General features: G+C 52.0%; 18 protein-coding genes. 10 read left to right on the forward strand and 8 right to left on the reverse strand.

Translation table 11 applies throughout. From position 1 onward, the window contains the following. Positions 1–5 precede the first annotated feature (5 nt). The 9 genes from NHM04_RS00440 (at position 6) to NHM04_RS00480 (ending at position 17,810) form a co-directional block, all read left to right on the forward strand. Positions 6–368, forward strand: a complete 363-nt coding sequence (locus tag NHM04_RS00440; RefSeq protein ID WP_254265091.1) for an STAS domain-containing protein — start codon at positions 6–8, stop codon at positions 366–368. Between the two features lie 964 nt (positions 369–1,332). Beyond that, positions 1,333–4,515, forward strand: a complete 3,183-nt coding sequence (locus NHM04_RS00445; protein ID WP_254265092.1) for a TonB-dependent receptor — start codon at positions 1,333–1,335, stop codon at positions 4,513–4,515. Between the two features lie 103 nt (positions 4,516–4,618). Then, complete coding sequence (locus tag NHM04_RS00450) at positions 4,619–6,148, forward strand: tryptophan halogenase family protein (protein ID WP_254265093.1); 1,530 nt, start codon at positions 4,619–4,621, stop codon at positions 6,146–6,148. Positions 6,149–6,160: 12 nt separating this feature from the next. After that, the gene (locus tag NHM04_RS00455) at positions 6,161–7,645 is read left to right on the forward strand and encodes a tryptophan halogenase family protein (protein WP_254265094.1); all 1,485 of its coding nucleotides are present in this window, start codon (positions 6,161–6,163) and stop codon (positions 7,643–7,645) included. 406 nt (positions 7,646–8,051) lie between these two features. Then, positions 8,052–11,108: a TonB-dependent receptor gene (locus NHM04_RS00460; protein WP_254265095.1), complete on the forward strand. Its 3,057-nt coding sequence runs from the start codon at positions 8,052–8,054 to the stop codon at positions 11,106–11,108. Between the two features lie 211 nt (positions 11,109–11,319). Further along, the gene (locus tag NHM04_RS00465) at positions 11,320–12,048 is read left to right on the forward strand and encodes a SapC family protein (protein ID WP_254265096.1); all 729 of its coding nucleotides are present in this window, start codon (positions 11,320–11,322) and stop codon (positions 12,046–12,048) included. Positions 12,049–12,133: 85 nt separating this feature from the next. Then, positions 12,134–13,165 (forward strand): cupin-like domain-containing protein, encoded by a 1,032-nt coding sequence (locus tag NHM04_RS00470; protein WP_254265097.1) that lies wholly within the window; start codon positions 12,134–12,136, stop codon positions 13,163–13,165. 10 nt (positions 13,166–13,175) lie between these two features. Beyond that, the gene (locus tag NHM04_RS00475) at positions 13,176–14,663 is read left to right on the forward strand and encodes a tryptophan halogenase family protein (RefSeq protein ID WP_254265098.1); all 1,488 of its coding nucleotides are present in this window, start codon (positions 13,176–13,178) and stop codon (positions 14,661–14,663) included. Between the two features lie 555 nt (positions 14,664–15,218). Beyond that, positions 15,219–17,810 (forward strand): exo 1,3/1,4-beta-D-glucan glucohydrolase, encoded by a 2,592-nt coding sequence (locus tag NHM04_RS00480; RefSeq protein WP_254265099.1) that lies wholly within the window; start codon positions 15,219–15,221, stop codon positions 17,808–17,810. A 50-nt stretch (positions 17,811–17,860) separates the two neighbouring features. Here NHM04_RS00480 and NHM04_RS00485 read toward each other — a convergent pair whose 3' ends face one another. The 3 genes from NHM04_RS00485 to NHM04_RS00495 are packed head-to-tail and all read right to left on the reverse strand — an operon-like array spanning position 17,861 to position 21,028. Beyond that, positions 17,861–18,712, reverse strand: coding sequence for a polysaccharide lyase (locus tag NHM04_RS00485; RefSeq protein WP_254265100.1), 852 nt, complete (start codon positions 18,710–18,712; stop codon positions 17,861–17,863). Between the two features lie 5 nt (positions 18,713–18,717). Next, positions 18,718–19,317 carry a lytic transglycosylase domain-containing protein gene (locus tag NHM04_RS00490; RefSeq protein WP_371872562.1) on the reverse strand — a complete coding sequence of 200 codons (600 nt, stop codon included), beginning with the start codon at positions 19,315–19,317 and terminating at the stop codon, positions 18,718–18,720. After that, complete coding sequence (locus NHM04_RS00495; protein WP_254265101.1) at positions 19,298–21,028, reverse strand: proline--tRNA ligase; 1,731 nt, start codon at positions 21,026–21,028, stop codon at positions 19,298–19,300. The genes NHM04_RS00490 and NHM04_RS00495 overlap by 20 nt, the downstream gene beginning before the upstream one ends. Positions 21,029–21,173: 145 nt before the next feature. On the opposite strand from NHM04_RS00495, the gene NHM04_RS00500 reads away from it, so the two are divergent. After that, on the forward strand, positions 21,174–21,650 hold the full coding sequence (locus tag NHM04_RS00500) for an HIT domain-containing protein (RefSeq protein WP_254265102.1): 477 nt from the start codon (positions 21,174–21,176) through the stop codon (positions 21,648–21,650). 55 nt (positions 21,651–21,705) lie between these two features. Here the strand turns inward: NHM04_RS00500 and NHM04_RS00505 are convergent, their stop codons facing one another. From NHM04_RS00505 to purB, 5 genes are all read right to left on the reverse strand, one after another. Next, a complete protein-coding gene (locus NHM04_RS00505) occupies positions 21,706–22,113 on the reverse strand; it encodes an HU family DNA-binding protein (RefSeq protein WP_254265103.1) in 408 nt (135 codons plus the stop codon). A 233-nt stretch (positions 22,114–22,346) separates the two neighbouring features. Continuing rightward, complete coding sequence (locus NHM04_RS00510; RefSeq protein WP_254265104.1) at positions 22,347–22,850, reverse strand: hypothetical protein; 504 nt, start codon at positions 22,848–22,850, stop codon at positions 22,347–22,349. A 20-nt stretch (positions 22,851–22,870) separates the two neighbouring features. Then, complete coding sequence (locus tag NHM04_RS00515; RefSeq protein WP_254265105.1) at positions 22,871–23,308, reverse strand: GNAT family N-acetyltransferase; 438 nt, start codon at positions 23,306–23,308, stop codon at positions 22,871–22,873. Then, positions 23,298–24,452 carry a cupin domain-containing protein gene (locus tag NHM04_RS00520; protein WP_254265106.1) on the reverse strand — a complete coding sequence of 385 codons (1,155 nt, stop codon included), beginning with the start codon at positions 24,450–24,452 and terminating at the stop codon, positions 23,298–23,300. Before NHM04_RS00520 ends, NHM04_RS00515 begins: the two co-directional genes overlap by 11 nt. A gap of 34 nt (positions 24,453–24,486) precedes the next feature. Next, positions 24,487–25,851, reverse strand: coding sequence for an adenylosuccinate lyase (gene purB / locus NHM04_RS00525; protein ID WP_254265107.1), 1,365 nt, complete (start codon positions 25,849–25,851; stop codon positions 24,487–24,489). Between the last annotated feature and the right edge of the window lie 11 nt (positions 25,852–25,862).

A 25,862-nucleotide genomic window follows, 5' to 3' on the forward strand; every position in this document is an offset into this window, starting at 1 on the left:
AAACTATGACTTTGCAAATAGATATTCTGGAACACTCAGAAACCTCGTTAAAACTTGCGTTAGCGGGATCTCTGGACAGTGAAACGGCGCCGCAGCTAGAACAAAGCCTGATCGAAACTGTAGGCCCGGATACCCACCTAGTGGCTTTTGACTTACAGCATTTAAACTACATTAGCTCTGCGGGGCTTCGGGTATTTTTTGCCACCGTGAAAAAACTAAAATCACGCGGCGGCAGAGTTGCGGTTTCACATATGCAACCCGGGGTGAAAAAGGTATTTGAAATAGTGAAAGCCCTGCCGGATTTGAGCGTGTTTGCCAGCATGGAAGAGCTGGACGAGTACTTGGCAGGCTTTCAAACAAGTCGCTAGCTTTTGCTGCGTTTAGCACTTTTACCTACAGTTATTTGTGAACTGATTTTACGATAAAAACCCCGCTTATTTTTTCGGGGTTTTGTTAATCTCTTTTGCCTTTCACTGACCAATTTCTACTCTTTTATTTCCCTCTCTTAATGGTCTTTTTGACTATTAAAAATGCACCCAAAACCACACAAATCGGCTGTTTTTTGGCCGATAAATTTACATTTTTGACACCGCTGTCAATAAGGTAATCGGTTACATGCTTGGTTGCAGACCGTTGTCGTGCAATTGAGTTCCCTAACCCCTAGAGTTTTCGCGGGGTGCAGCTCGTCGGTAGAGTTGCGGACTCTGAAATGGCTAATTCGAGTCTATTTGATAGCGATAACATTAATTTTTTTTAAAAAAGTTTTATGCGCCTAAAGTCATTCCTTAAGCCATGCTTACGGTGTGTTAGCGCAACCATACATAAAAGCTTCTTCCATAGTTGCGGTTGCTCGAGCAAGTTAAAGCTTTTTCCTTTTAAATTCCGAAAAAACAATAACTTATATTTTTTTTGTTTGTTTTATCAGCGCCTTTTTTGTGCTTTGCCCGAATTTGGTGCGGTTAATTTTGACCTTAGGTAAGGGATTTCTCTTCTCACAACGCAAAACGCGTTGTCGATATCCGTTATGGTTAACATGGATGGTGGTAACCGGTTACATTTTGGCAGCTTCAGTTTTGGCTATTGAATAGCGATTTCGCTTGCCGTAAATTCTTCGGCTAAGTCACCGCGGAGCACGCTACAAATGCCCAACCAAAACAGTCGCGGTGAAGAGGAAAACAATCGATAAAATTGCCGTAAAAACTGCAGTAAAAATTCGTTTTACAAAAATAAGTAAGCGAATGACTGACCGACATTTTTTGCAGCCCATAACAATAAAATGTTGGCAGGTTAAAGACGGATTAATCTTCCTGACGATAATAAAAGGAGAGCTCCATGTATAGAAAATCTAACTTCAAGAAAAAACTGATCGCATCGGCGGTCGCGTCCAGCGCATTGATGAGCCTGGGGCATATGGCCCAGGCTCAGGAACAGTTGGAAGAGGTCGTGGTTACTGGTATTCGTGCATCTTTGGATCGCGCCATGGATATCAAGCGAGATACCACGGGCGTGGTGGATGCGATCTCGGCCGAAGACATAGGTAAAATGCCCGATGCCAACCTTGCAGAATCGCTGCAGCGCATCGCTGGTGTGTCTATTACCCGTACTAATGGCGAAGGTGCGCGAGTTACCGTTCGCGGTATTGATCCGGCCATGAATATGGTAACCCTGAACGGTCGTAATATGCCTGCGGTGACGAATGACGGCGGTGCGGGCGATCGCTCCAGCCGCGCTTTTGACTTCGCCTCGCTGGCGGCTGAGAGCGTGAGTGGAGTTGAAATTTACAAAACCTCTCGCGCCGACTTTTCCGGCGGTGGTTTGGGCGCAACTATTAACTTAAATACCGTTCGTCCATTAGATGTGGGTGATATAAAAGCTTCAGCGGCGGTGAAGGCTGTACACGATACCACTATCAACCGCGGCGGTGACGGTCGCGAAGTGACCCCTGAACTTTCGGGTATTTTTTCTTGGGCCAATGATGAAAGCACTTTTGGTGTCGCCTTAAGCGCCGCCTATCAGGAGCGCGACAACGTACGTTCCAATGCTTTTGTGAACAATTGGCAATTGCGTGAAGTGGCCGCCGATGGTACCCATGGCGATACTCCGGAAGGTGCGGAAATTACCAATCCTTTGTCTCCGGGTGATATGTATGCAATTCCAACTGACTTGCGCTTTGCTCTGGAAGATAACCACCGCGAACGTACTAATGGTCAGTTGACCATGCAGTTTCGTCCGGTGGACACTCTGACTGCGACGGTTGATTACACGTACACTGAATATGATTTGGAGGCGACCCGTTCACAGCAATCGACCTGGTATAACGAAAGCGCTATTTCCGCGCTGCAGTTTGATCAGGGTGCCGAGATTGCTACGCCGGTTGTTTACTCTGAGACCTACGATGTGCAGGCGGGCAAAGATGTCTCTTTTGCGCAGCAGGATTATCAGGGAACCAGCAAAATGGAGTCTGCCGGTATCAATCTTGAGTGGGACGTGACCGAAAACTTCAGTTTGGTGCTGGATTATCATGACTCAACCGCGCGTAACAGTACCGATCAAACCGAGCTGGGTTTGAACGCTAATATTGTAACCTCTGAGTACTCTGACTGGCGCACTGATTTACCGGTTATGGGTATTACCTTCGATGATTCGCGTGAAGACAAAGGTAACAACAACGGTGTTCTCGATGGTGGTGATGTCAGCTCTGCTATGGGGGCTGCGCGCTGGGACCGCACCGAGACCAACATTCAGCAGCTGAAGATTGACGGTGATCTAGACCTGGGCGGTTTTGCGTTCTTTGAGGCCTTTGATATTTCCTTCGGTGTCGAAGATCGCAAAGATACCAATGAAACCATCGTGAATACCGGCGAGACCCCGCGCGTCACCATGGGTAACTGGGGCGGCGTTGATCCTGATGTGTTTGGCAGTGATTGGGCCACTTACTTTTCTCCGCGCGATTTCGGCGAAGGCTTCCCGAGCTTTGATGATGCTACTAGTGATCCGAAGTTTCTGGATTATGGTCTGGACGGCGATTTCAACTCTATTAAGCGTTCCATTGAAACCGCTTATGCCAACGCGCAAACCCGTATTCGCATTAACGGCGATGATCCCACCACGGTAGACGATCCATCAACTCCTGATGAAGTGGAAAACGTGGAAAGCTACTATTGGGTGACCGCGCTCGATGCCGACGGTGAGCACTGGAAAAACCGCGATACGCAGTTAACCCCGGATAACTTTAACAACTTCCCTAATGGCAAAGTTGAGCCCACTAATGTGATTGCTACCGATCGCACGATTGTGGAAGAGGTTCAGGCCGCTTACGTACAGTTCCATGGTGGTTTTGACTTGGGTGGATTAGAGTCAAACTTGGTGTTGGGTTTGCGGTACGAAGAAACTGACTTGACCTCCATGGCCGTGGTTACTGCACCGGTCAACCAGAGCTGGGATGGCGATAATGACTGGTCGCTCGTTTATGGTGGCGGTTTATCGACCACTGTGACTGAGTCCAACAGTTACGATAATTTCTTGCCTAATATCGATTTTGATATCACCTTGATGCAAGATTTGAAGCTGCGCGCCTCGTATAACGTCACTATTGCCCGACCTTCGTACAATAATCTCCGTGCCGTTGATACTGTTGATAACCAGTATCTTAAGCAGGCCGGTGGTGGTAACCCGATGCTGACACCGCTCGAGTCGCAAAATATCGATCTGTCGGTGGAGTGGTACTACGGTGATTCCAGCTATATGTCGGTTGCGGTGTTCCAGAAGGAGGTGTCTGACTTTATCGGTACCACTGTGGTGCAAGACGAAGTTTTCGGTCTGCGTGATCCTCGCATGGGCGAACGCTTTGAGCAGGCAATTGCCGATATCGAAGAGCGTCGTGCAAATGGTGAACTCGCTCGCGATGGCAACTTGTGGAACCCCAATAGCGAAGCTCATCAGCACGATATGATGCTGATTAACGAAGGCTTGGACCCTAACGATGAGTCCACGTCGATCTTGGCAAATAGCACTGACCCGATTCAAATGTGGGATAAGTCTATTCCGAGCAACTTCCAGGACGACACCATCACCGGTGCCGAGCTGTCGATACAGCACTTCTTCGGTGAAAGCGGGTTTGGTGTTCAGGCCAACTACACCTTAGTGGATTCTGACTTGACAGTTGACAATACGAGTCAAGTGGAACAGTTCGCGATGTTGGGTGTAAGCGATACCTCTAACCTGGCGCTGATTTACGATAAAGACCGCTTCCGTGCTCGGGTGACTTATAACTGGCGTGACAAGTACCTGACCAGCCTGGCTCAGGGTGGTAACAATGCCCCGGGTTATGTGGACGAGTACTCGCAAATCGACTTTAGCCTGGGTTACGACATCACTGACAACTTTACTGTGACAGCGGAAGGCTTGAACGTGACTGGCGAAGATTCTCGTCTGTATGGCCGTTCTGAACGCCAGATGTTTAGCTTGGAAGACTTGGGTGCACGTTATGCTCTAGGGGCGCGTTACACCTTCTAAGAAATTATTGCTTTATCTTCGTTGTAAGCCGCTGGAAACAGCGGCTTTTTTTATGGGAGAATGCCTTAGCTAACAATAATACTCGCCATCTAAGACGTAAAATATGACGAAAAAAATAGTAATTGTCGGCGGCGGAACAGCCGGTTGGTTGTGCGCCGGTATTTTAGCGGCTGAGTTCACCGCCGGGCTGGAAATTACTCTGGTTGAATCCCCCGATGTCAGTCCCCTGGGGGTTGGTGAGGGTACTTGGCCCACCATGCGCTCCACACTCAAACGCATGGGGATTCGCGAGACTGATTTTTTGCGCGAATGCTCTGCCTCCTTTAAGCAGGGTTCTAAATTTGTTGGCTGGCGTACCGGTGCGTCGGACGATTTCTACTATCATCCTTTTTCGTTGCCTACCGCGTTTAACGAGTTGGATTACCACACGCTTTGGCGCGACAGTGATGGACGCTCGTTTGATCAGGTGGCAGGAGTACAGAGTCGTATTTGTGAGCTGGGTTTAGCCCCTAAAACGATTACTGTGCCTGAGTATGCCGGCGCGCTGAACTATGGCTACCATTTGGATGCGGGTAAATTCAGTGCTCTGTTGCAGCGCCATTGCATAGGCACATTGCAAGTTAAGCATGTTCTGGATCATGTGGTAGCGGTAGAGCAGGGCGGTAACGGTGATATAGACGCTGTGGTGACGCAGCACCGTGGTAAATTGGAAGCCGACTTGTTTATCGATTGCAGTGGCGGGCGTAGCCTGCTGCTCGGTGAGCAACTTGGCGTCGGCTTTGTGGAGTGCGCGCGTTACTCGATAAACGATACCGCCCTGGCGGCACAACTCCCTTACGCTAACGATCAGGCGCCGATTGCCAGTGCAACTATCGGAACGGCGCAGCAGTGTGGTTGGATTTGGGATATTGGTCTATCCAGTCGGCGCGGTGTGGGCTATGTGTATTCGAGCGCTCATGCCGATGCTGACAGCGCTGAGGCATGTTTGCGCCGCTACGCCCAAGAGACAGCGCCGCATGTGCCCGAGCAGGACATCTCGGTGCGAAAATTTAACATTCGCCCCGGACACCGGGAAAAGTTCTGGCACAAAAACTGTGTCGCTGTGGGTATGTCTGCCGGTTTTATTGAACCCTTGGAGGCTTCGGCATTGGCACTGGTGGAGCTTTCCGCGGCGATGATTAGAGATGAGCTGCCGCAAAACCGTACCCAAATGGAAATAGTGGCGCGCAAGTTCAACCAGGTATTCACCTATCGCTGGCAGAGAATAGTGGAGTTTTTGAAGTTGCACTATGTGCTCTCGCAAAGGCGTGACAGCGATTACTGGTGCGATGTGGTACAAGCGCAAAGTATTCCGGGTGAGCTTGCTGAAAAGCTTGAGTTGTGGCGGAGCAGGCCTCCCTATGTGCGAGATTTTTTACAGGTTGAAGAGCTCTTTCCCGCTGCCAGCTACGCCTATGTGCTTTACGGCATGGGATTTTGCGGAGAAAACGCTCCAGTGCGCAGGTTTGATGGCGAAAGAGCGCGCCAGCTGATGCAGGAAGAGCAGAAAAAATTTCACAATTATCAAAAGGCCATGCCCAGTAATCGTAAGCTGCTGGATACGGTGGCGCAGTTTGGTTTGAGTAAAGTGTAAAGGGGGTGGGCGTTGAGCCAGCAGGCGATTAATAAAGTAGTAGTAGCCGGAGGTGGCACGGCCGGCTGGATGACCGCTTGCGCCTTGGCGTCGCAGCTGGGGCATTATTTGAATGTAGTGCTGGTTGAATCAGAGAACATTCCCACCGTGGGTGTAGGTGAGGCAACCATTCCCACCATGCAGACTTTTCATTTGTTATTGCAGTTGCCTGAACAGGAGTTTATGCGCGCAACCAATGCCACTTTTAAGCTGGGTATTGAGTTTGAAAATTGGGGCGCGATTGGCGAAAGCTATTTTCACTCTTTCGGTGAAACGGGGCGCGATTTTTGGGCTGGCCAGTTTCAGCATTTTTGGCTGCGCGAGCGTCTTAACGGCGGTCAGTTCTCCTACGCGGATTATTCCCCTGAAACCCAGGCCGCTCGCGCCGGTAAGTTTGCGATTACTAAAAACCCACGGTTGGGGTTTGCCTATCATCTGGATGCGGGACTTTACGCAAAGTATTTGCGCCGTGTGAGTGAGTCTCGCGGTGTCACGCGTATTGAGGGAAAAATTCAAACGGTTAAGCTGGAGCCGAATAGCGGTAATATTGAAGCTTTGCAAATGGCCGATGGGCAGTTGATAGATGGCGATTTATTTATCGATTGCACTGGTTTTCGCGGCCTTTTAATTGAGCAGACGCTCCATGCGGGTTATGAAGATTGGTCTCACCAGTTTTTATGCGATAGCGCGGTGGCCGTCCAAACTGAGTCTACGGGTGAGTTGCCTCCCTTTACCCGTTCAATCGCGCGCGAAAGCGGCTGGCAGTGGCGGATTCCGCTGCAGCACAGGGTTGGTAATGGTTTTGTTTTTGCCTCGGGTGCTATTGGTGATACCGAGGCCACCGACACGCTGTTGCAAAACGTTGTCGGTAAGCCCTTAAACGATCCGCGGGTTATTCGCTTTCGCCCCGGAAAACGGCGCAAAACCTGGGTGAAAAACTGCGTCGCTCTGGGCCTGGCCAGCGGATTTATAGAGCCTTTAGAATCTACCAGTATTCATTTGGTGTCCTCGGCGGTTATTCGCCTGATGCGTATGCTGCCTTTAACCGGCCTGTGCGCGCAGGATATTGAGACCTATAACCGCGCGACGGACAAAGAGCTGGCGGCGGTGCGTGATTTTGTGCTTTTGCATTACAAGCAAACCCGGCGCACTGACAGCGATTTTTGGCGTTACTGCCAGCAAATGCAGGTGCCGGATTCCTTGCAAGACCGGCTGGATATTTACCGAGATTCAGGAAGAATTTACTGGGATAGCGATGAGCTGTTTACAGTTAACTCCTGGAATCAGGTGATGCTGGGGCAGGGGGTTATGCCGCGTCATTACCATCCGGCGGCCGACATTATGCCGCAGGCAGATTTTGCCGCGCAGATGGCCAAGGTGCGTCAATCAGTGCAGCAGATGGTGGCTCAGCTGCCCACTCATCAGAATTTTTTACAATCCTACTGCGAGCCGCAATAGCATTTTTCCCGTCGCGCCCGATTTTTTTGGGCGCTTCCACGTTTAGCTTACCGCTTTTTACTCCTTTGGCGAGATCTGCCGCTCATTTGCGATCTTGCTAGAAATTCTTTTGTTTTCTTTTCAAAGCTTATCGCAAATTTATGCTTGCTATGTGTTTTGGGTTGGCGTAGACTCAGTCAAAAGGTCAAGTTGACCACAAGCATAAAGTCGACAAGACTAACTGTTTGGTCTTAGGGGAGCGCCTCTTACAGCCGATAAGAATATAAGCGCGGTGTGCGTTTCCTTCGACGATGGACATCTTGTTTTCAGCGCTAACTGAAAATGGGATTTGCCTGGGCGCAGCAAGCGTCAAGGTTGGCCCGGGTATAAAGCTAAAAATAATGCCAAGTCTAAGAAAGGAGAGCTCATGTATAACAGTAAATCCAACTTCAAACGCAAGTTGATTGCTTCGGCGGTCGCCTCTTGTGCTATGTCGGGCTTTGTTGCGCCGACATTTGCCCAGGGCACCGACATGCTTGAAGAGGTGGTGGTAACAGGCATACGCGCGTCACTGGATCGCGCTATGGATGTTAAACGCGATTCGGCCGGTGTGGTGGATGCCATTTCGGCGGAAGATATCGGTAAATTTCCCGACTCCAACCTCGCCGAATCCTTGCAGCGTATTACCGGTGTATCTATTGATCGTCGCAACGGTGAGGGCGCCGAGGTAACCATTCGTGGTTTCGGCAGCGACAATAATATGGTGCTGTTAAACGGTCGCCAAATGCCGGGCGGCACCGCCTTTGGTGGCGGTAGTGGTGCCGGTAACACCTTAGGTGGTGGCTCGCGGGCATTCGACTTCTCTAACCTTGCCTCTGAAAGTGTGGGCGGTGTTGACGTCTACAAGACCGGTCGCGCCAGCATCAGCTCGGGCGGTATTGGCGGTACCATCGATATTAACACCCGCCGTCCTCTGGATAACCCAGGTCTGAACGCCACCGTTGGCGCGAAGGCCGTATACGATAGCACTAATGTTCACGGCGAAGATGTGACTCCAGAACTGTCCGGTTTGGTTAGCTGGACCGACGACAGTGAAATGTTTGGTGTAGCTCTGAGCGCCAGCTATCAGGAGCGTGACTCCGCTTCTGCAGGTTTTGCCTCTAACGAGTGGAATATTCGCACTTGGGGTGAAGGCGATTTACTGTACTCAATGGCGCCAGATGGTGTGATTGAAAATGCACCCGAAGATGGGCAAATGTACACCCGCCCCAATGACATCCGCTACAGCTTTTCTGATCGCCATCGCGAGCGCACCAACGCTCAGTTGACTTTGCAGTTCCGCCCCATGGACGCTCTGACCATCACCGGTGACTACACCTACGCGGAAAACTACTTACAGGAAAACCGTCACGAGCAAACCTTCTGGTACAACAACGGCGGTAACGTTCAGCGCATTGAATTTGATGATGGTTTAGTGGCGGCGCCGGTTATTTATTCCGAAGGCCTGCTGAACTCTAAAGATATGGGCTTTGAGCAACAGTGGCGCGAGCAGACCAATACCCTGGAGTCTGCTGGTATTAATGTGGATTGGCAGATTACCGATTCCTTTAATCTGACTCTGGATGCCCACGACTCCACTATGGAAAGCTTGCCCACAGGCCCCGCAGGCGGAGCCGGTGAGATTGCCATTAGTGTTGCGGGCCCTGTAGGCGCCAGCCAAACCGTAGATTACAGCGGTGATTTGCCCTCGGCCAGTTACACCATTAACGATTCACGCGGCAATAACAATGGTGTGTTTGATGCTGGAGATTTAGGTACTCAGGTGGCGCGTATTTGGTATGCAGGCCAAACCACCGATGTTGATCAGATTCAGCTGGAAGGTACTTTTGATTTTGACGACGGCCGCATCAGCTTTGGTGTCGATAGCCGCTCGGTGTCCATGACCCAGCAAAACTCTAACCGCCAGATGACATTGGGTAACTGGGGCGTAAATAACCCGGGTGAAATTCCCGAGGGTTACATGGAAGAGTTTTGCCTGACCTGTCAATTTGACGATTACGACGTAGGTGAAATTGTTGGCTTCCGCTCCACTGATATTCCGGGGCTGGCAGAAACCATGATCAATCAGTACGCGAGCTCTACTGGCGACCCCAGCTATCAGTACATGATTGAGCCACTGTTTACCACCAACAACACCATCGAAGAAGATATCAATGCGTTGTACGTGGAATTCGAAACCTCGGGTAGCCTGGGGGATATGGGTACCAACCTGTTGGTGGGTTTACGCTACGAAGACACAGACGTGACTTCATCCAGCCAAATGCGTGTGCCGCAGTACTTTGAGTGGAACGGCAACAACGACTTCACCTTGCGGCAAACTGACGAAATTATGCCGGTGACTGTTGACGCCAGTTACGATCACTTGCTGCCTAGCGTCGATTTCAACATTAACTTTACCGATGATCTGGTGGGGCGCATCTCCTACAGTAAAACCATTGCTCGTGCCGGTTACGGCAACCTGGCGGCCTCGTCTGGCGGTTTTGGCATGGATGGTGGTTCAACCCTGCTGGGCGCTGTACCCCAGGCGGAGTCCAACAACCCCGAGCTGAAACCACTGGAGTCGGATAACGTCGATATATCTGTGGAGTGGTACTACGCCGACAGTAGTTACGCCTCTGTGGGTGTTTTCGATAAGCGTGTTAAAAACTTTGTGGGTATCGAAAAAGTTGAACAAGAGTTCTTTGGTATGCGCAACGTCACTAGCGGTGCACGTGCTCAGGCGGCATTGGCCGCACTGCAAGATCTGGGCGCAGCGGTGAACAATGATTCGCTCTATGCCATGACCGTTATTTTGAGCAATCCGCAAGACTTCCCCAATGGTGCTGCCGACTATCAGTATGATACCTCTACCGGCCTGACCGATCCGGATTTCTACGTGGATATTGAAAGTGGTTACAACATGATTCCGAACGACACGGATGATCCGACCACTTATCTCACCGACAAGCCGGTAAACCAAAACAACGCCAATATCTACGGTGCGGAATTTGCGCTGCAGCATTTCTTTGGTGAAACAGGTTTCGGTGTTCAGGCTAACTACACCCTGGTCCGTGGCGATCTGAAATTTGATAATGCCGCGCCGATTACTGAAACCCAGTTTGCATTGTTGGGCTTAAGTGATTCGGCCAACCTGGTGGCGATGTACGAGAACTACGGTTTTGACGTGCGCCTGGCATACAACTGGCGCGATGAGTTCTTGAATGAAACTGGCCGTGGCGGCTCCTCTAACCCCGTGTACGTAGAAGCTTACTCGCAGATTGATTTGAACGTCGGTTATGACATTACCGACAACTTCAACATCTTCTTTGAGGGTATTAACTTGAACGGTGAGAACGTACGTCACCACGCCCGTACCGAAAATATGCCTTGGTATCTGGAAGAGCTGGGTCCTCGCTACCAGCTTGGAGCTCGTTATACCTTTTGATTGATCTGGGTATAACTCCCGTTTGACAACCTCGTTGTCGAAATGCGGGTTTGGGCCGCTGCCTTGTCAGCGGCCTTTTTTATGCCTGTCTTTTGTGCCGTAACACCGCTTTAGTTCACCTGACGACTGTGGTTAAATGACCGCACAAGAGAGCCAAAAACCAATATGTCTGGTTTTTAACAATAACAATGTAACCAAGTGGATTTTTGCAATGGCTAATCACGCACTGCTCAATAATGTCAATCACCAAAATCTAAAAGTCGATACCCGCTACCGCGCCGAGTTCGGTGACAATCAAAGCGCTGTCATCACTTTTCCTACCGAGTTTGCCGATATTCAGCGTCACTATCCCATTTTGTTGCAAAAAAACAGCAACACTGGAGAATTTCAGGCGGTGGCTCTGTTGGGTTTTAACGATGAAAACCTGTTTTTGCAAAACGGCGAGTGGGCCGCCAGTTACGTACCCGGGGTTATCGCCCGAGGCCCTTTTTTAATTGGCTTTCAAGAGCAAGAGATTGATGGCGAAGTGCGTAAAGAGCCGGTGATACATGTAGATTTGGACGATCCTCGTGTCAACGAAACCGAAGGAGAGCCGGTTTTTCTCGAGCATGGCGGCAATTCGCCGTATCTCGAACGTGTGGTTACTATTTTGAAAGGTATTCACGATGGGCTCAGCTATGGCAAGGCTATGTATGCCGCGCTGGCAGAGTTAGAGCTGATCGAGCAGGTGAATTTAGAGATAAAAGTTCACGACGATGAGCAGTACAATTTTAACAATTTCTATACCATCAGCGATGAAAAGCTGGCTCAGCTAGACGGCGAGAATCTGGCAAAGTTAAATCGTGCAGGTTTTCTTGAGGGCGCCTTTTTGCTGAAAGCCTCGCTGACCAATATCAAAACGCTTATCGAGCTAAAGCGAAAGAAAATCGCCGCGGCCTAAGGCCAACCTACCTATTATCGATACCTGACGTGCTCATAACGGCTGCGTGCAAAGTGCTGGAGGGCGAGGGAGGTCTCACACGCCTATGATGGAGATAAATAAAAAAGTAAAAGTGGTGGCTGGCGTCACCCCTGATGCCATTAACTTTGATGAGTTAATGGCCGCGCAACAACCGGTTATTCTGCAGGGCTTAGTCCGCCAGTGGCCGATGGTACAGGCCGCGCTTAATTCTCATCAGAGCGCGATGGACTACCTCAAGTCTTTTTATAACGGTCGTACCGTGGGTTCCTACTGGGCGGGCCCCGAGATAAAGGGTCGCTACGGCTATAACGAGACGCTGACAGATCTAAACTTTGAACGCCGCCGGGTACCTTTAACTGAAATGTTAGAGAGTATTCAAACCCATTTATACGACGATGCACCGCCTTCTCGCTATGTGGGCTCTACTTCTATCGATGCGTGTTTGCCCGGGTTTCGCGCCGCCAATGATTTACCTTTTACGCACCCAATGTTTGAGCAAAACCCGCCGCTTGCGAGCATTTGGTTGGGCAATCCGTCAGTGGTCGCCGCTCATTACGACGCGCCCAACAATATCGCCTGCTGCGTGGCGGGCAAGCGTCGTTTTACGTTATTTCCCCCTGACCAGATCGCCAATTTATACCCGGGGCCGTTAGAGCCTACACCGGGTGGTCAGGCTATTAGCTTGGTGGACTTCGCTAATCCGGATTTAGAGCGCTTTCCCGGGTTCAGTCAAGCTCTTGAGGTGGCCCAGGTGGCAGATTTAGAGCCTGGTGATGCGCTTTTCTACCCCAGCATGTGGTGGCATCAGGTTGAGGGGCTGGATCGTTTTAACGTAATGATCAACTATTGGTGGAACACCTCGCCCGGTTATATGGGGACACCCATGAATGTGCTCAAGCACGCGTTGCTGAGTTTGCGCGATCGCCCCAAGCATGAGCGCGAGGCCTGGCGCAGCGTGTTTGATTACTATGTATTTGGTGAGGTGGAGCAAAGTCGGGCACATATCCCCGAACACGCCCGTGGTGAACTGGCGCCGCTGGACGATATACGGGCACGTCAGCTGCGCGCCTGGCTGATCAATCGCTTGAATCGCTGAGGTAAGCGCCGTGACTGCACCCGTACGTAAAGTGGTTATTGCCGGCGGTGGTACCGCAGGCTGGGTTACCGCTGCGGCGCTGTCGCGCCAGTTGGGCGATATGCTGGATATAACCCTGGTGGAATCGGATGCGATCGCCACAGTGGGCGTGGGAGAGGCCTCTATTCCCACGATGCCGACTTTTCACCGCTTGCTGCGTATTGATGAACAAGAATTTATGCGCGCCAGCAATGCCACCTTTAAGCTAGGTATCAGCTTTGAAAACTGGCGCTCTCTGGGGCACAAATATGTGCACTCGTTTGGCGAGACGGGCAAAGATACCTGGGTTGCGGACTTTCACCATTTTTGGCTGCGCGCCCGTGAGCTGGGTTTTGGCGGTGAGTTTGGGGACTATTGTCTGGAGCTGCAGGCGGCCCTGGAGAACAAGTTTGCCCTGCCTCAGGGGGCGACGAGCGGTTTGAACTATGCCTATCATCTGGACGCAGGGCTTTATGCGACCTTTTTACGCCGCATCAGCGAGAGCGCAGGGGTCTACCGAGTTGAAGGGAAAATTGATCGCGTAGTGCAAGATGCTGACAGCGGTTATATTAATTCTCTGCAACTTGAAGACGGTCGCGAGATAAGCGGCGATTTATTTATCGATTGCACAGGGTTTCGCGCCTTGTTAATTGAACAGACTTTGCAGTCCGGGTTTGAAGACTGGAGCCATTGGCTGCCCTGCAATAGGGCCCTGGCGGTGCAGAGCAAAAGTCACGCCTGCGTTCCCTACACCCGCTCTATTGCCCGCAGTGCCGGCTGGCAGTGGCAGATCCCGCTGCAAAACCGGGTAGGAAACGGCCTGGTGTATGCCGCTGATTATTTGACCGATGCAGAGGCCGAAGCTGAGCTAATGAACGGGCTAGAGGGCGATGCCTTAACCGCCCCGCGCTTAATTCGCTATCAAACCGGGCGGCGTAAACAGGCCTGGAGCAAAAACTGTATTGCGTTTGGTCTCTCGAGCGGGTTTGTCGAGCCATTGGAGTCCACCAGTATTCATCTGGTGATGATTGGCGTTACCCGTTTGCTGCAACTGTTTCCCTTCGACGGGATCAGCGACGCACTGATTGCGCGTTTTAATCAGCTCGCCGATGCCGAGCTGGAGGGTATCCGCGATTTTATTATCCTGCATTATCACGTCACCCAGCGTGATGACACGCCGTTTTGGCGCTATTGCCGCGATATGTCGCTACCCGATAGTCTCTCCCAGCGCATACAGCTGTTTCGCGACCATGCCCAGGCCTATCAGGGTGACAGTGAATTGTTCCGTGTCGACTCATGGGTGCAGGTGATGCTCGGGCAGGGGGTTGAGCCGGCGCACTATCACCCCATGGCTAAAGCCATGAAGCCCGAACAGTTACAGCAGTTTTTGCAGCAGTTGCGCGGCGCAATTGCGCAATCGGTGGGGGCTCTGCCTTCCCACGAGGCTTTTCTGAAGCAGTATTGCCCGGCTCAGGTTTAAGAGCTGGCGATCGTCTTTGCACGCTGCGGAAAATTCAATTGACAGGCAATAAAGGTGGGGCGTGAAAAGGGGCGGCGTCGCTGCTCGTTTTTTGCCTCGGCGCCCAAGGCCACTTACATAAGACGACTCCGCCTTAGTTGAACAAATCCCAGTCTAGTAGCGGCGTATAATCGCCCGCTGATTTATCGGAATAACTCTCTCCACTCGGATTACAGACCCGCCTACTTTTTACCAGACACTCACCCTTTGATGGGGCGTGTAATGGTAAAAGATTTTGTCGCCTAGGTTTATCGTTAACATGGTTAAGTGCCATTAAGTTACGCAAAGCTGCCAAGCAGCCCGTTTGGCTATTGCTATAATTGACCGGTTAGAGCCACACCAATGTGCTTGTAAGCAGAGTCTTACCGGCCGAATAAACGCGGCGAAGTGTGTCCACTTTTGTTTTACGCAAGAGGTGGGGCGCTTGGCGCTTTTACACCTGTTAACTTACGCCGCGACTGTGTTTAAACCGTACCTGCTATACCCGTTATAGTGACAACAATTATAGGAGCCGTTATGGCAATAAAGTCTCTTGCGCGCCTCGCTGTTACAGGCGCTGTTCTGGCAGCCTTATCTGCTTGCCAGTCTACCGAATCGCAATCTTCTGATGAGCCCCAGGCCAAGAGCCAGCGCGATGCCAGTATCTGGCCGCAAATCCAGAGCGAAGTGCGCAAAGATCCGGCAATTGAGTCCCGCATCGAAGAAATTTTGTCCCAGATGACGCTGGAAGAGAAAGTGGGACAGATGATTCAGCCGGAAATTCGTCATTTAACCGCTGAAGACGTACGCAAGTATCACATCGGTTCGGTTTTGAACGGTGGCGGCTCCTATCCGAATGCGGACAAATATGCCTCCGTGGAGGATTGGTTGGACTTGGCGGATGCCTATTACGAAGCCTCGATAGATAAAACCGGCGGTCGTTTGGGGATTCCCATTATGTGGGGTACCGATGCCGTACACGGTGTGGGTAATGTCGTGGGTGCTACTTTGTTTCCTCACAATATTGCGTTGGGTGCGGCTGATAATCCAGAGCTGTTAGAGCAAATTGGCTGGGCTACGGCGCGCGAGTTATCGGTTACCGGTATTGATTGGGATTTCTCGCCCACGGTCGCGGTAGCGCGTAATGAACGCTGGGGACGTACTTACGAATCCTGGTCTGAAGGGCCGGACATTGTCGGTGCCTATGCCGGCGAAATGGTTCGCGGACTACAGGGCGAGCCTGACAGCGACGAGTTTTTAGGTAAAGGCCGTATTGTCGCCACGGCAAAGCACTTTATCGGCGATGGCGGCACCAAAGATGGCATTGATCGCGGTGACACCACCGGTGATGAAAAGCACTTGCGTGATATTCACGGCGCTGGTTACTTCACCTCGATTGAAGCCGGTGTTCAAGTGGTTATGGCTTCTTTCACCCGCTGGGACGGCATTCGCATGCACGGTCATAAGTATCTGCTGACAGATGTCTTAAAAGATCGTATGGGTTTCGATGGCCTGGTGGTGGGCGATTGGAGCGGTCACAGCTTTGTAAAAGGTTGCTCGGCTACCAATTGCCCGGCTTCGGTTAACGCCGGGTTGGACATTTTTATGGCGCCGGACCCGGACTGGAAAGAACTGTACGCCAATACCATTCAAAACGTAAAAGACGGCGATATTCCTATGAGCCGTATCGACGATGCGGTTAGCCGTATTTTGCGGGTAAAACTGCGCGCCGGCTTGTTTGAAGCGCCCAAACCTTCGGCCCGTCCGCTGGCTGGTAAAGCAGAGTTGCTGGGCGCCGCCGAGCACCGCGCGATTGCGCGCCAAGCGGTTCGCGAGTCTCTGGTTATGCTGAAAAATTCAGATAACCTGCTGCCTTTATCCCGTAACCTGAACGTGCTGGTGGCCGGAGATGGCGCCGATGATATTGGCAAGCAAGCGGGCGGTTGGTCTGTGACCTGGCAGGGCACTGGTAATACCAACGACGATTTCCCAGGTGCCACATCTATTTACGACGGTATCAAGCAAGCGGTTGAAGCCGGTGGCGGCAGTGTGCAGCTGAGCGAAGATGGCTCTTATAAATCCAAGCCGGATGTCGCACTGGTTGTGTATGGAGAAGACCCATACGCCGAGATGCAGGGCGATATTTCCAACCTGGCCTATAAGCGGGGCTCGACCAAAGATTTGCAGTTGTTGCAATCACTGCGCGAGCAGAACATTCCGGTAGTATCGCTGTTTATTACCGGCCGCCCGCTGTGGATGAACCGTGAGCTAAACGCTTCCGATGCCTTTGTCGTGGTGTGGCAGCCGGGTACCGAGGGCAACGGGGTAGCCGATGTTATTTTCCGCGATAACGCCGGTAACATTAACTATGAAATGGGTGGCAAGCTGTCTTTCTCGTGGCCTAAAACCCCTAGCCAGGTGCCCTTGAATGTCGGTGATGCAGAGTATGATCCGCTGTTCCCCTACGGCTTTGGCTTAACCTATAGCGACACAGATACCTTGGGCGACAATTTATCGGAAGAAGGGCTCAAAGAAGCGGAAACTTCCGATGTGCTGACGCTGTTTAACCGTCGTCCTATTGATCCGTGGGGCATTGAAATTGTCGGTGCGCAAAACGACCGTGAAGTAATGAACAGCAAATCGGTATCCACCTCTACCGTCTCGGTAACGGCCGTGGATCGCAACGAACAGGAAGACGCCCGCCGCGTCGTGTGGAATGGTAAGGGCGAAGGCCTAGTGGCTCTGTTTGTCGAAGAACGTCAGGATTGGAGTGGTTATATTGAAGACAATGCCGCCCTAATCTTTGATATCAAGTTGGATAAAGCGCCCACAGACACGACTTACCTGCGCTTTGGTTGCGGCTCATACTGCGCTGCCGATATGGAGGTGACGCAAGGCTTTAAGGAGCATTTGGCGGGTACAGGCTGGCAAACAGTGACTATTGATCTGAGCTGTTTTCCCGATGCCGGAGCTAATTTTGGCCTGAGCCAGCCGCAGGAAGAGTACATCACCCAGGTGTTGCGTCCTTTCAGCTTTGTTACCAGTGGCGAGATGGATCTGACGTTTGCTAATGTGCGAGTAGAAAAACACAAGGCTACTAGCGCGATGGTAACCTGTCAGGGCGAGTAACATTACCTTGCAGTGAAATTAAAAAACCGCCTTCGGGCGGTTTTTTATGCTCAGGGCGAAGTTAAAACGCGAAGATTATTCAGTAACAAAAAAGAATCGCGCTGCGGCGCCCAGTCGGGCGTATTGCCACCGTGGAAGGTGGAGAGATAAACGCCGCCCACCCGGCCTGCCGGTGTATCTTGTAGGCGGTAGCTGATGTTATTGAGGCTGAGAACTTCCTCATTGTCGAACCAGACCTGCAGCTCGCCGTTTTCTTCACCCACATTGTTAACTTTTACCCGTTGCTGTAGGCAGTGCCAGCGCCCCGGCACAAATGATTTTCCCAGTTCGATATCCTGTCCCCACTGTTGACCGCCATATTGCCCGTTAGGTGACGGTGGTAGGTAGGCATAGACCACTGCACGGCCGTTTGTGCGCCACATAAACCGCAGCGTCCAACCGTTGCTGCCATCTGGCTGATTGCCACCCGAGCGAGCCCAGGAGTCGCTCGCGCCCATAAGGCCGGGTAACTTACCGCCTTTGCCAAAATCAAAACCCGCTTTGAATTTAAGGCAATATTTAAGGGTTAAGCTTTCGTAGGAGCTCGCCAACGAGTCGGTGCCGGCAAACACTATAGGAAGTTGTACACCGCCTTGTTGCGGGCCGACTGCTCCCTCTGGGTAACGTATCAGTAGCGAGTAGCTGTCTCCAGGTGCTTCGGGAGTTTTAATGACTTCGGTGGTATCAACACGAGATTGCCAAGGCGTGTTCCATTGCTGCGGCCAATCCGGTTCGTCAAAACGGTAGTTCATTAGTACTGACGATTCTGTGGCAGCACCCTGGTTGGCGCTAAGCGCTAGGCTGAGCAACAGCAGAGTCAGTGGTTTAGGTGTTATTTTTTTGTCCCGGTTTTGGCTAACCATAAGCATCAGCGCCAGTTGTCCCAAGCGTCCATTACTTTTGCCGAGTAGCGATAGCTGCCGTAGCTACCATTGTAGCGCGCTAAGGCTTCGGCCAAATGGCCGTCGGCCACCTCAAGGTAGTGTTTGAGAATAATACAGCCGTAGCGCAGATTGGTGTTTAGGTCGATTAAGTTATCATCGGGGCGGCCGATTTCATTTTTCCAAAAGGGCATAACTTGCATAATCCCCTGGGCGCCCACGGGGGAAATGGCAAAGCGATCAAAATGGCTTTCGATTTCAATCACTGCCAGCACCAGTTCGGGTTTTACCCCGGCCGCTGTGGCCTCGCGATGTACCGCGCGCAATAGGCTAAGCCGTTGGTCTGGATTTTTAACGTACTTTTCCAGGCGCCCGTCCATCAGCATCAGCCAGGCCTGGGCGTCAAAACGGTCGGTAAAACTGTCGGCCTGCTCGATATGGTTCTTCAGCAGTTTGCGCAGCTCTGAGTCTATGGCTTCGACTGGCGCGACGATCTGATTGGCCTGACTCCAGGCAGGAAGGGGTAGGGCGCTGCCAAGCAGCGCCCAGATAAGGAACAATGCCGGTTTAAAGGCCGAGCTTTTCACGCAGTAGCGCTTGCAGCTCATCCACGCTGACATCTTGTTTCTCGCTGTCGCGACGACCTTTGTATTCCACCGTGCCAGCCTCCAGGCCGCGCTCGCCGATGACGATTCGGTGGGGAATACCCATGAGGTCTGTATTCGCCAATAGCACGCCCAAGCGGGCGTTTTTCTCGTCCATAAACAGTACATCCACACCGGCTTCGCTTAATTGCTGATACAGGCTTTCACACAGTTCAGCCACGCGCTCAGATTTATGCATGTTAATGGGCACAATGGCTACCTGGAAAGGCGCAATGCTGTCGGGCCAGATAATACCGTTTTCGTCGTAGTTTTGCTCAATAGCAGAGGCGACTACGCGGGTCACGCCGATACCGTAGCAACCCATGATCATAGTCTGCTCTTTGCCGTTTTCGTCCAGCACCTTGGCGACCATGGCTTCGGAGTATTTATTGCCCAGCTGGAAAATATGACCCACTTCAATGCCGCGTTTGATTTCGAGGTTGCCCTTACCGCAGGGGCTGGGGTCGCCGGCGACGATATTGCGAATATCCGCCGCTTCGGCAAGGGGCAGATCACGCACCCAGTTGACGCCTGTGAGGTGGTAGCCATCTTTGTTGGCGCCACAGGCAAAATCCGCCAGTGCGAGCGCGCTGTGATCGGCAATGGTGCGAATGGAAAGGTTAACCGGACCAATGGAGCCAGGGCCCACGCCAAGCTCGGCGCGAATCCGCTCTTCGGGCGCAAAGGTCAGCGGCGAAGCGACGCCAGCGAGCTTTTCCGCCTTAATATCGTTGAGCTCATGGTCACCACGCACCACCAGTGCAACCAGCGGTGCCTGCGCTTTTTCTTCGTCTGTCTCACCCAGAACGACTAGGGTTTTTAGCGTCTGGGCAGCGTTCAAGCTTAAAAACTTGGCGACCTCTTCAATGCTGTGTTTACCGGGCGTGGCCACCTCTTGCATTTCGGCGCCGGGTGCCGGGCGTTCAGTGGCGGGGGGCAAGGCTTCGGCTTTTTCGATGTTGGCGGCGTAGTCAGAGCCATCGCTAAAGGCGATAGCGTCTTCGCCGCTTTCGGCCAGAACGTGAAACTCGTGTGAAAAGGCGCCGCCAATAGAACCGGTATCCGCCAGCACCGGACGGTAGGCGAGGCCGATACGATCGAAGATGTTGCAATAAGTTTGATGCATCACCTCGTAGGTTTGCTGCAAACACTCGTGAGAGCTGTGGAAAGAGTAGGCGTCTTTCATAATAAATTCGCGTGAGCGCATAACGCCAAAACGGGGGCGAATCTCATCGCGGAATTTGGTTTGAATTTGATAAAAGTTAGCGGGCAGTTGTTTGTAACTGGACAGTTCATTGCGCGCCAGGTCGGTAATCACCTCTTCATGGGTGGGGCCCAGGCAAAAGTCGCGCTCGTGGCGATCGTGAATGCGCAGCAGCTCGGGGCCATACTGCTCCCAGCGGCCGGAGTCTTGCCATAGTTCGGCCGGCTGCACCACGGGCATCAGAACTTCCTGCGCGCCGGATTTGTCCATTTCCTCGCGCACAATGCGCTCGACCTTGCGCAAAACGCGCAGGCCCAGCGGGAGCCAGGTGTACAGGCCCGAGGCCAATTTGCGGATCATGCCCGCACGTAGCATCAGCTGGTGGCTGATTACTTCGGCATCGGCGGGCGTTTCTTTTAGGGTGGCAATTAAAAAACGGCTGGAGCGCATAGTCGGATTCTTGCTTACTATAATCAATAGGTGGTGTATTCTGGAGTCTAATACTACCCGGAGCGGGCGTTAGACCGGCCACCGGTATTCTACGCAGCTTCAACGCCCGGGTACAGATCTCAACGACCGTTTACGGGAGCCTGTTATGTTTTCACTGGATCAGAAACTGCGCGATGACACCTTTGTGGTAGGGCGCTTTAGCCTGTCGCTGCTATTGCTGTCGCGAGATGCCAACTACCCCTGGTGCATACTGGTGCCGGAGCGGGAGAATACCTACGAGCTCTACCATTTATCTGACGAGGATCAGCAACAGCTGATTCGCGAGTCGAGCCGCCTCGCCGAGGTCATGGACAGTGTGTTTGACGCCGATAAGATGAATATTGCCACACTGGGCAACCAGGTAGCGCAATTGCATTTGCATCATATTGCCCGCTATAAAGATGACCCCGCCTGGCCGGGACCTGTGTGGGGCAAATTAACACCCAAAGAGTATGAACCTGAGATTTTGCGCTCGCGCATCGAAAAACTGGCCAATGCGTTAGCGGGGGAGGGGTTTTCGGTGCTCAGCGAAGGGGCAGATATACGCTCGGTCACGGCGCCCGCACCTAAAATCGATTGTTAAAGTCAGAGCCGATAGAAAAAACCCCGCATTTGCGGGGTTTTTATTGGGGCGTGTGTTACAGCGCCATTTCTTTCAGTTTCTTCAGCGGCCGAAGTTTTACAGTAGTGGTCGCTGGTTTGGCTTTAAAGACGGTTTCTTCACCGGTGAAGGGGTTGATACCTTTGCGAGCCTTGGTGGCTGGCTTTTTCACGGTTTGGATTTTCAGCAGGCCGGGCAGTACAAACTCGCCGCAGGCGCGTTTTTTAATGTGGCCTTCGATCACATCAGACAGCTCGTCCAGCACCGCTTGAACCTGCTTCTTACTCAGCTCGGTATTTTCAGCAATCTGGTTCAAGATTTGCGTTTTGTTGTAGCGCTCGCGCACTGCAGTAATTTTTTTAGCCGGTGCGGCTTTAGGAGCCGCTTTCTTGGCGGCAGCTTTTTTGGCAGGCGCTTTCTTTGCGGTAGCTTTTCTGGCAGCCATAATTCTTTCCTTTTAATGGTGTGAATGGTGTAAACAGGCTTTAGTACCTATTCGCTTGGTATCAAGCCGGCTAACTTGCTTGCAAGGTGGCGCCGGTGGCGAATAAGCCTATATATAAAGGATATAAAAGTACTCAGCAAGAAAAAAGTGGTTTAAACAGGGAAAATAGCTCAATTTTTACATTCAATCGCTGTGGCTGCGCGCTATTAGTGCGAGGTGTGCAAGTTTGGGATCTAAATATTCAAGATACGCAAGTTCGGGTCCGGTTCTCCATGTTCCCAAGCCCGGTCGAAGTCTTCCATGAGGTTTTTAATTTCGGCAAACGCGCGATAATTGGCAAAGCCCGAGTGCTGAAGGTCGTCGTTTTTGTACAGCAGGTACTGAGTGTCGACAATTAAAAATCCCATTTGCACATTGGTAGGCTCGATGGTCAGTTTACGTAGCTGTACTTTGCTTGGCAGGCGCTGATGCAGTTTGGCCAGCAAGTGACCCCGGTCGACCAGATCGCTGGTATCGCGAACCAGAATACGCACTTGCGCATCGCGCGATTGGCGACAAAAGCGAGACACAAGGCGCGAAGTGTCCTCGCGGTGATAGATATAGGGGTCAAGCTGGTGGCTCAGAATTGACAGCTTGCGGCGTCCGAGGCCGATAATCTTGTGAGTGTGATCGATAAACTCCTGCAGTGATTCTAACCTTTGCAGGTGTTGTTGGTTAAGATCGTCTGATGAGTGCATGCAAGCTCCTGTGGCCAGGGTTAGCGATACTGGTACAGCATGGCCTGATGGGGGATGCCCGCGTCCATAAAGACCTCGCTACAGACACTAAAGCCGAATTGTTGATAAAACTCTATGGCGTTAATTTGTGCGTATAAAAACAACGGTAGGGACGGCTCCGCCCAGCGTAAAATATAGTCTATCAGTGCTGTACCCAAGCGGCGGTTGCGGCACTGCTTAGCTACAGCCACTCGCCCCAGGTGGAGTGCCTCGCGCTGCTGCCAGGTATCGCGCACAACCCGGGCACAGCCTACCAGCTGATTGTCAATAAACACCCCAAAATGCCAGGCGCTAGGGTCTAGGCCATCCCATTCATCCGCAAGCGGCACCTGCTGCTCGCGAATAAATACCTCGCAACGCAATTTCGCCAAACTCGGGTGATGGCGGCACCAGCGTAACTCGCGGCACTCAGGCTTCATAGGCTTCGAGCCAGCCATGGTTTAGTAATTCAATTAGTAAGCCACGCTTTTGCTGATCGCCCGCCGCATCCAATGCTTGTAGCTCAAAGTCAGTCTGGTTACACAGTATTTCGGCAAGTGTGAGCGGGCAGCTGAATTCTTCTCCGTTAACAAACAGATAGCAATTTTCGTCATCTTTGAGGTAGCTGAATCTGGCCTCTGGTGCCTGCTTGAGATGTATGTTTTGTTGCAAAAATGCGGAAAAATCCTGCTCGCTTATTTGCGTAGCTGGGCATTCTTGCTCGGGGTACTTTGCTTCACTCATATAGCGGCCAAACCAGCGCGCAAGGCGTTGGTCGGTCAGTTGAGCGTGGAGAATACTGCGCAGCTGCTGCACCGTTGTGGCGGAAATTTCCCCTGGGTGGTTGAAGTTATCGTGCAGGTTGTCGCGATAGCGCTGGTCGTTTGACAGCTCGCTTGCTACCTCTTGACTGAATTCACAGAGAATGTCGGCAATGCTGGGAGCTCGAAAACCGATTGAGTAAGTGATGCACTCGTTATCCAGGGCGGTGCCCCAGTGTGCTACCCCAGGTGGGATATATACGATATCTCCAGGCTTGGCGATAAACGTGTGCACAGGTTTAAATTCTTTCAGTATCTTGAGCGGGGTTCCCTCTAAGGTTTCGCTAGCGTTGTCGCAGTGCTGTCCAATTTGCCACTCGCGGGTTCCGGCGCCCTGCAGTAAAAATACATCATAGTAGTCAAAATGAGGCCCGACACTTCCGCCTGTGGGAGCATAGCTGACCATTACGTCATCCAAGCGCCAGCTGGGAAGAAAGCGAAATTGCTGCAGTAGGCGTTGTACCTCTGGAACCAGCTGGTCAACAGCCTGCACCAGCAGTGTCCATTCAGATTCCGGCAAATTGAGAAAGCGCTCTTCATCGAAAGGGCCGTTTTCCAGCTGCCAGGGGGCGTCGGCCGAATGCGTGATTAAACGCGACTCTACGTCTTCTTCGAGGGCGAGGCCCGCAAGTTCCTCTGGGGTAAGTGGTGAAGCAAAATCTGTAATAGCGTCGGGTAAAAAAACGGCCTGGCGCTGCCAATAGTCGCGTAAAAAGTCTTTGACGCTAACAGGGCCCAGCTGAGTGAGAGGAGAGCTATTCATAGGCAAAAGAAAGGGGAGCTTGGCTCCCCTCGAATTAAATGTCGCGAGCTTGAGCTTCGGCGTTGCCAATATAGTTCGCGGGCGTCAATTCGCGAATGGTTTGCTTGGCATGCTCTGGAATGTCTAAAGTCTCGACAAACTCAGCCAACACTTCGCGGGTAATAGCCTGTCCGCGGGTCAGTGCTTTAAGTTTTTCATAGGGCTCAGCAACTGCGTAGCGGCGCATAATGGTTTGAATTGGCTCGGCCAGTACTTCCCAGGCGTTATCCAAATCTTCGGCGAGGCGGGCGCGATTAATTTCCAGCTTGCCAATACCTTTTAAGGTGGAGGCGTAGGCGATTAAGCTGTAACCAAAACCCACACCCATATTGCGTAACACGGTAGAGTCGGTTAAATCGCGCTGCCAGCGGGAGATGGGAAGCTTTTGCGCCAAGTGTGAAAATACGGCGTTGCCGATACCGAGGTTGCCCTCAGAGTTTTCAAAATCGATTGGGTTTACCTTGTGTGGCATGGTGGATGAGCCCACTTCACCAGCGATGGTTTTTTGCTTGAAATAGCCCAGCGAAATATAGCCCCAGATATCTCGATCAAAGTCGATGACTATGGTGTTAAAGCGAGCGATGGCATCGAACAGCTCGGCGATATAATCGTGTGGCTCAATTTGCGTGGTGTAGGGGTTCCAGCTCAAACCTAAGCTGGTGACGAAAGCCTCTGCATTGGCCTGCCAGTCTACGTCGGGATACGCCGATAAATGCGCGTTGTAATTACCTACAGCGCCGTTAATTTTGCCCAGTAGCTCAACCGCTTCAATTTGTGCCAGTTGACGGCGCAGGCGGGCGACTACGTTAGCCAGCTCTTTACCGACAGTGGTGGGGCTGGCAGTTTGCCCGTGGGTGCGCGACAGCATGGGGTCGGCGGCATAATCGTGGGCCAGTTTGGCTATACCATCGCTGATGGCGCGCGCTTCTTGCAGCAGTACATCGCGACCGCGTTTGAGCATCAGCCCGTGTGACAGATTGTTAATGTCTTCGCTGGTGCAGGCAAAGTGCACAAATTCCAGCACCGCCTCCAGCTCGCTGTTGCCGGCAAACTTTTTCTTTAAAAAGTACTCAACCGCTTTAACATCGTGGTTGGTGGTGCGTTCGATGTCTTTAACCGCCTGGGCGTCGGCCTCACTAAACTCGCTGACAATGGCATCCAACTGCTTGTGGGTGGCCTCGCTAAAGGTGGCAACTTCGCTGACGCCTTCTAGGCGGCTTAGCTGTTGCAGCCAGCGCACTTCCACTTCTACCCGGCAGTGAATCAGGCCGAATTCGCTAAAAATAGTGCGCAGTGCAGAGGTTTTACTGCCGTATCGGCCGTCAACGGGGGATACAGCGCTCAGGGGAGATAATTCCATGGGCGGTCTCG

Source organism: Gilvimarinus sp. DA14, from assembly GCF_024204685.1.
GTDB lineage: Bacteria > Pseudomonadota > Gammaproteobacteria > Pseudomonadales > Cellvibrionaceae > Gilvimarinus.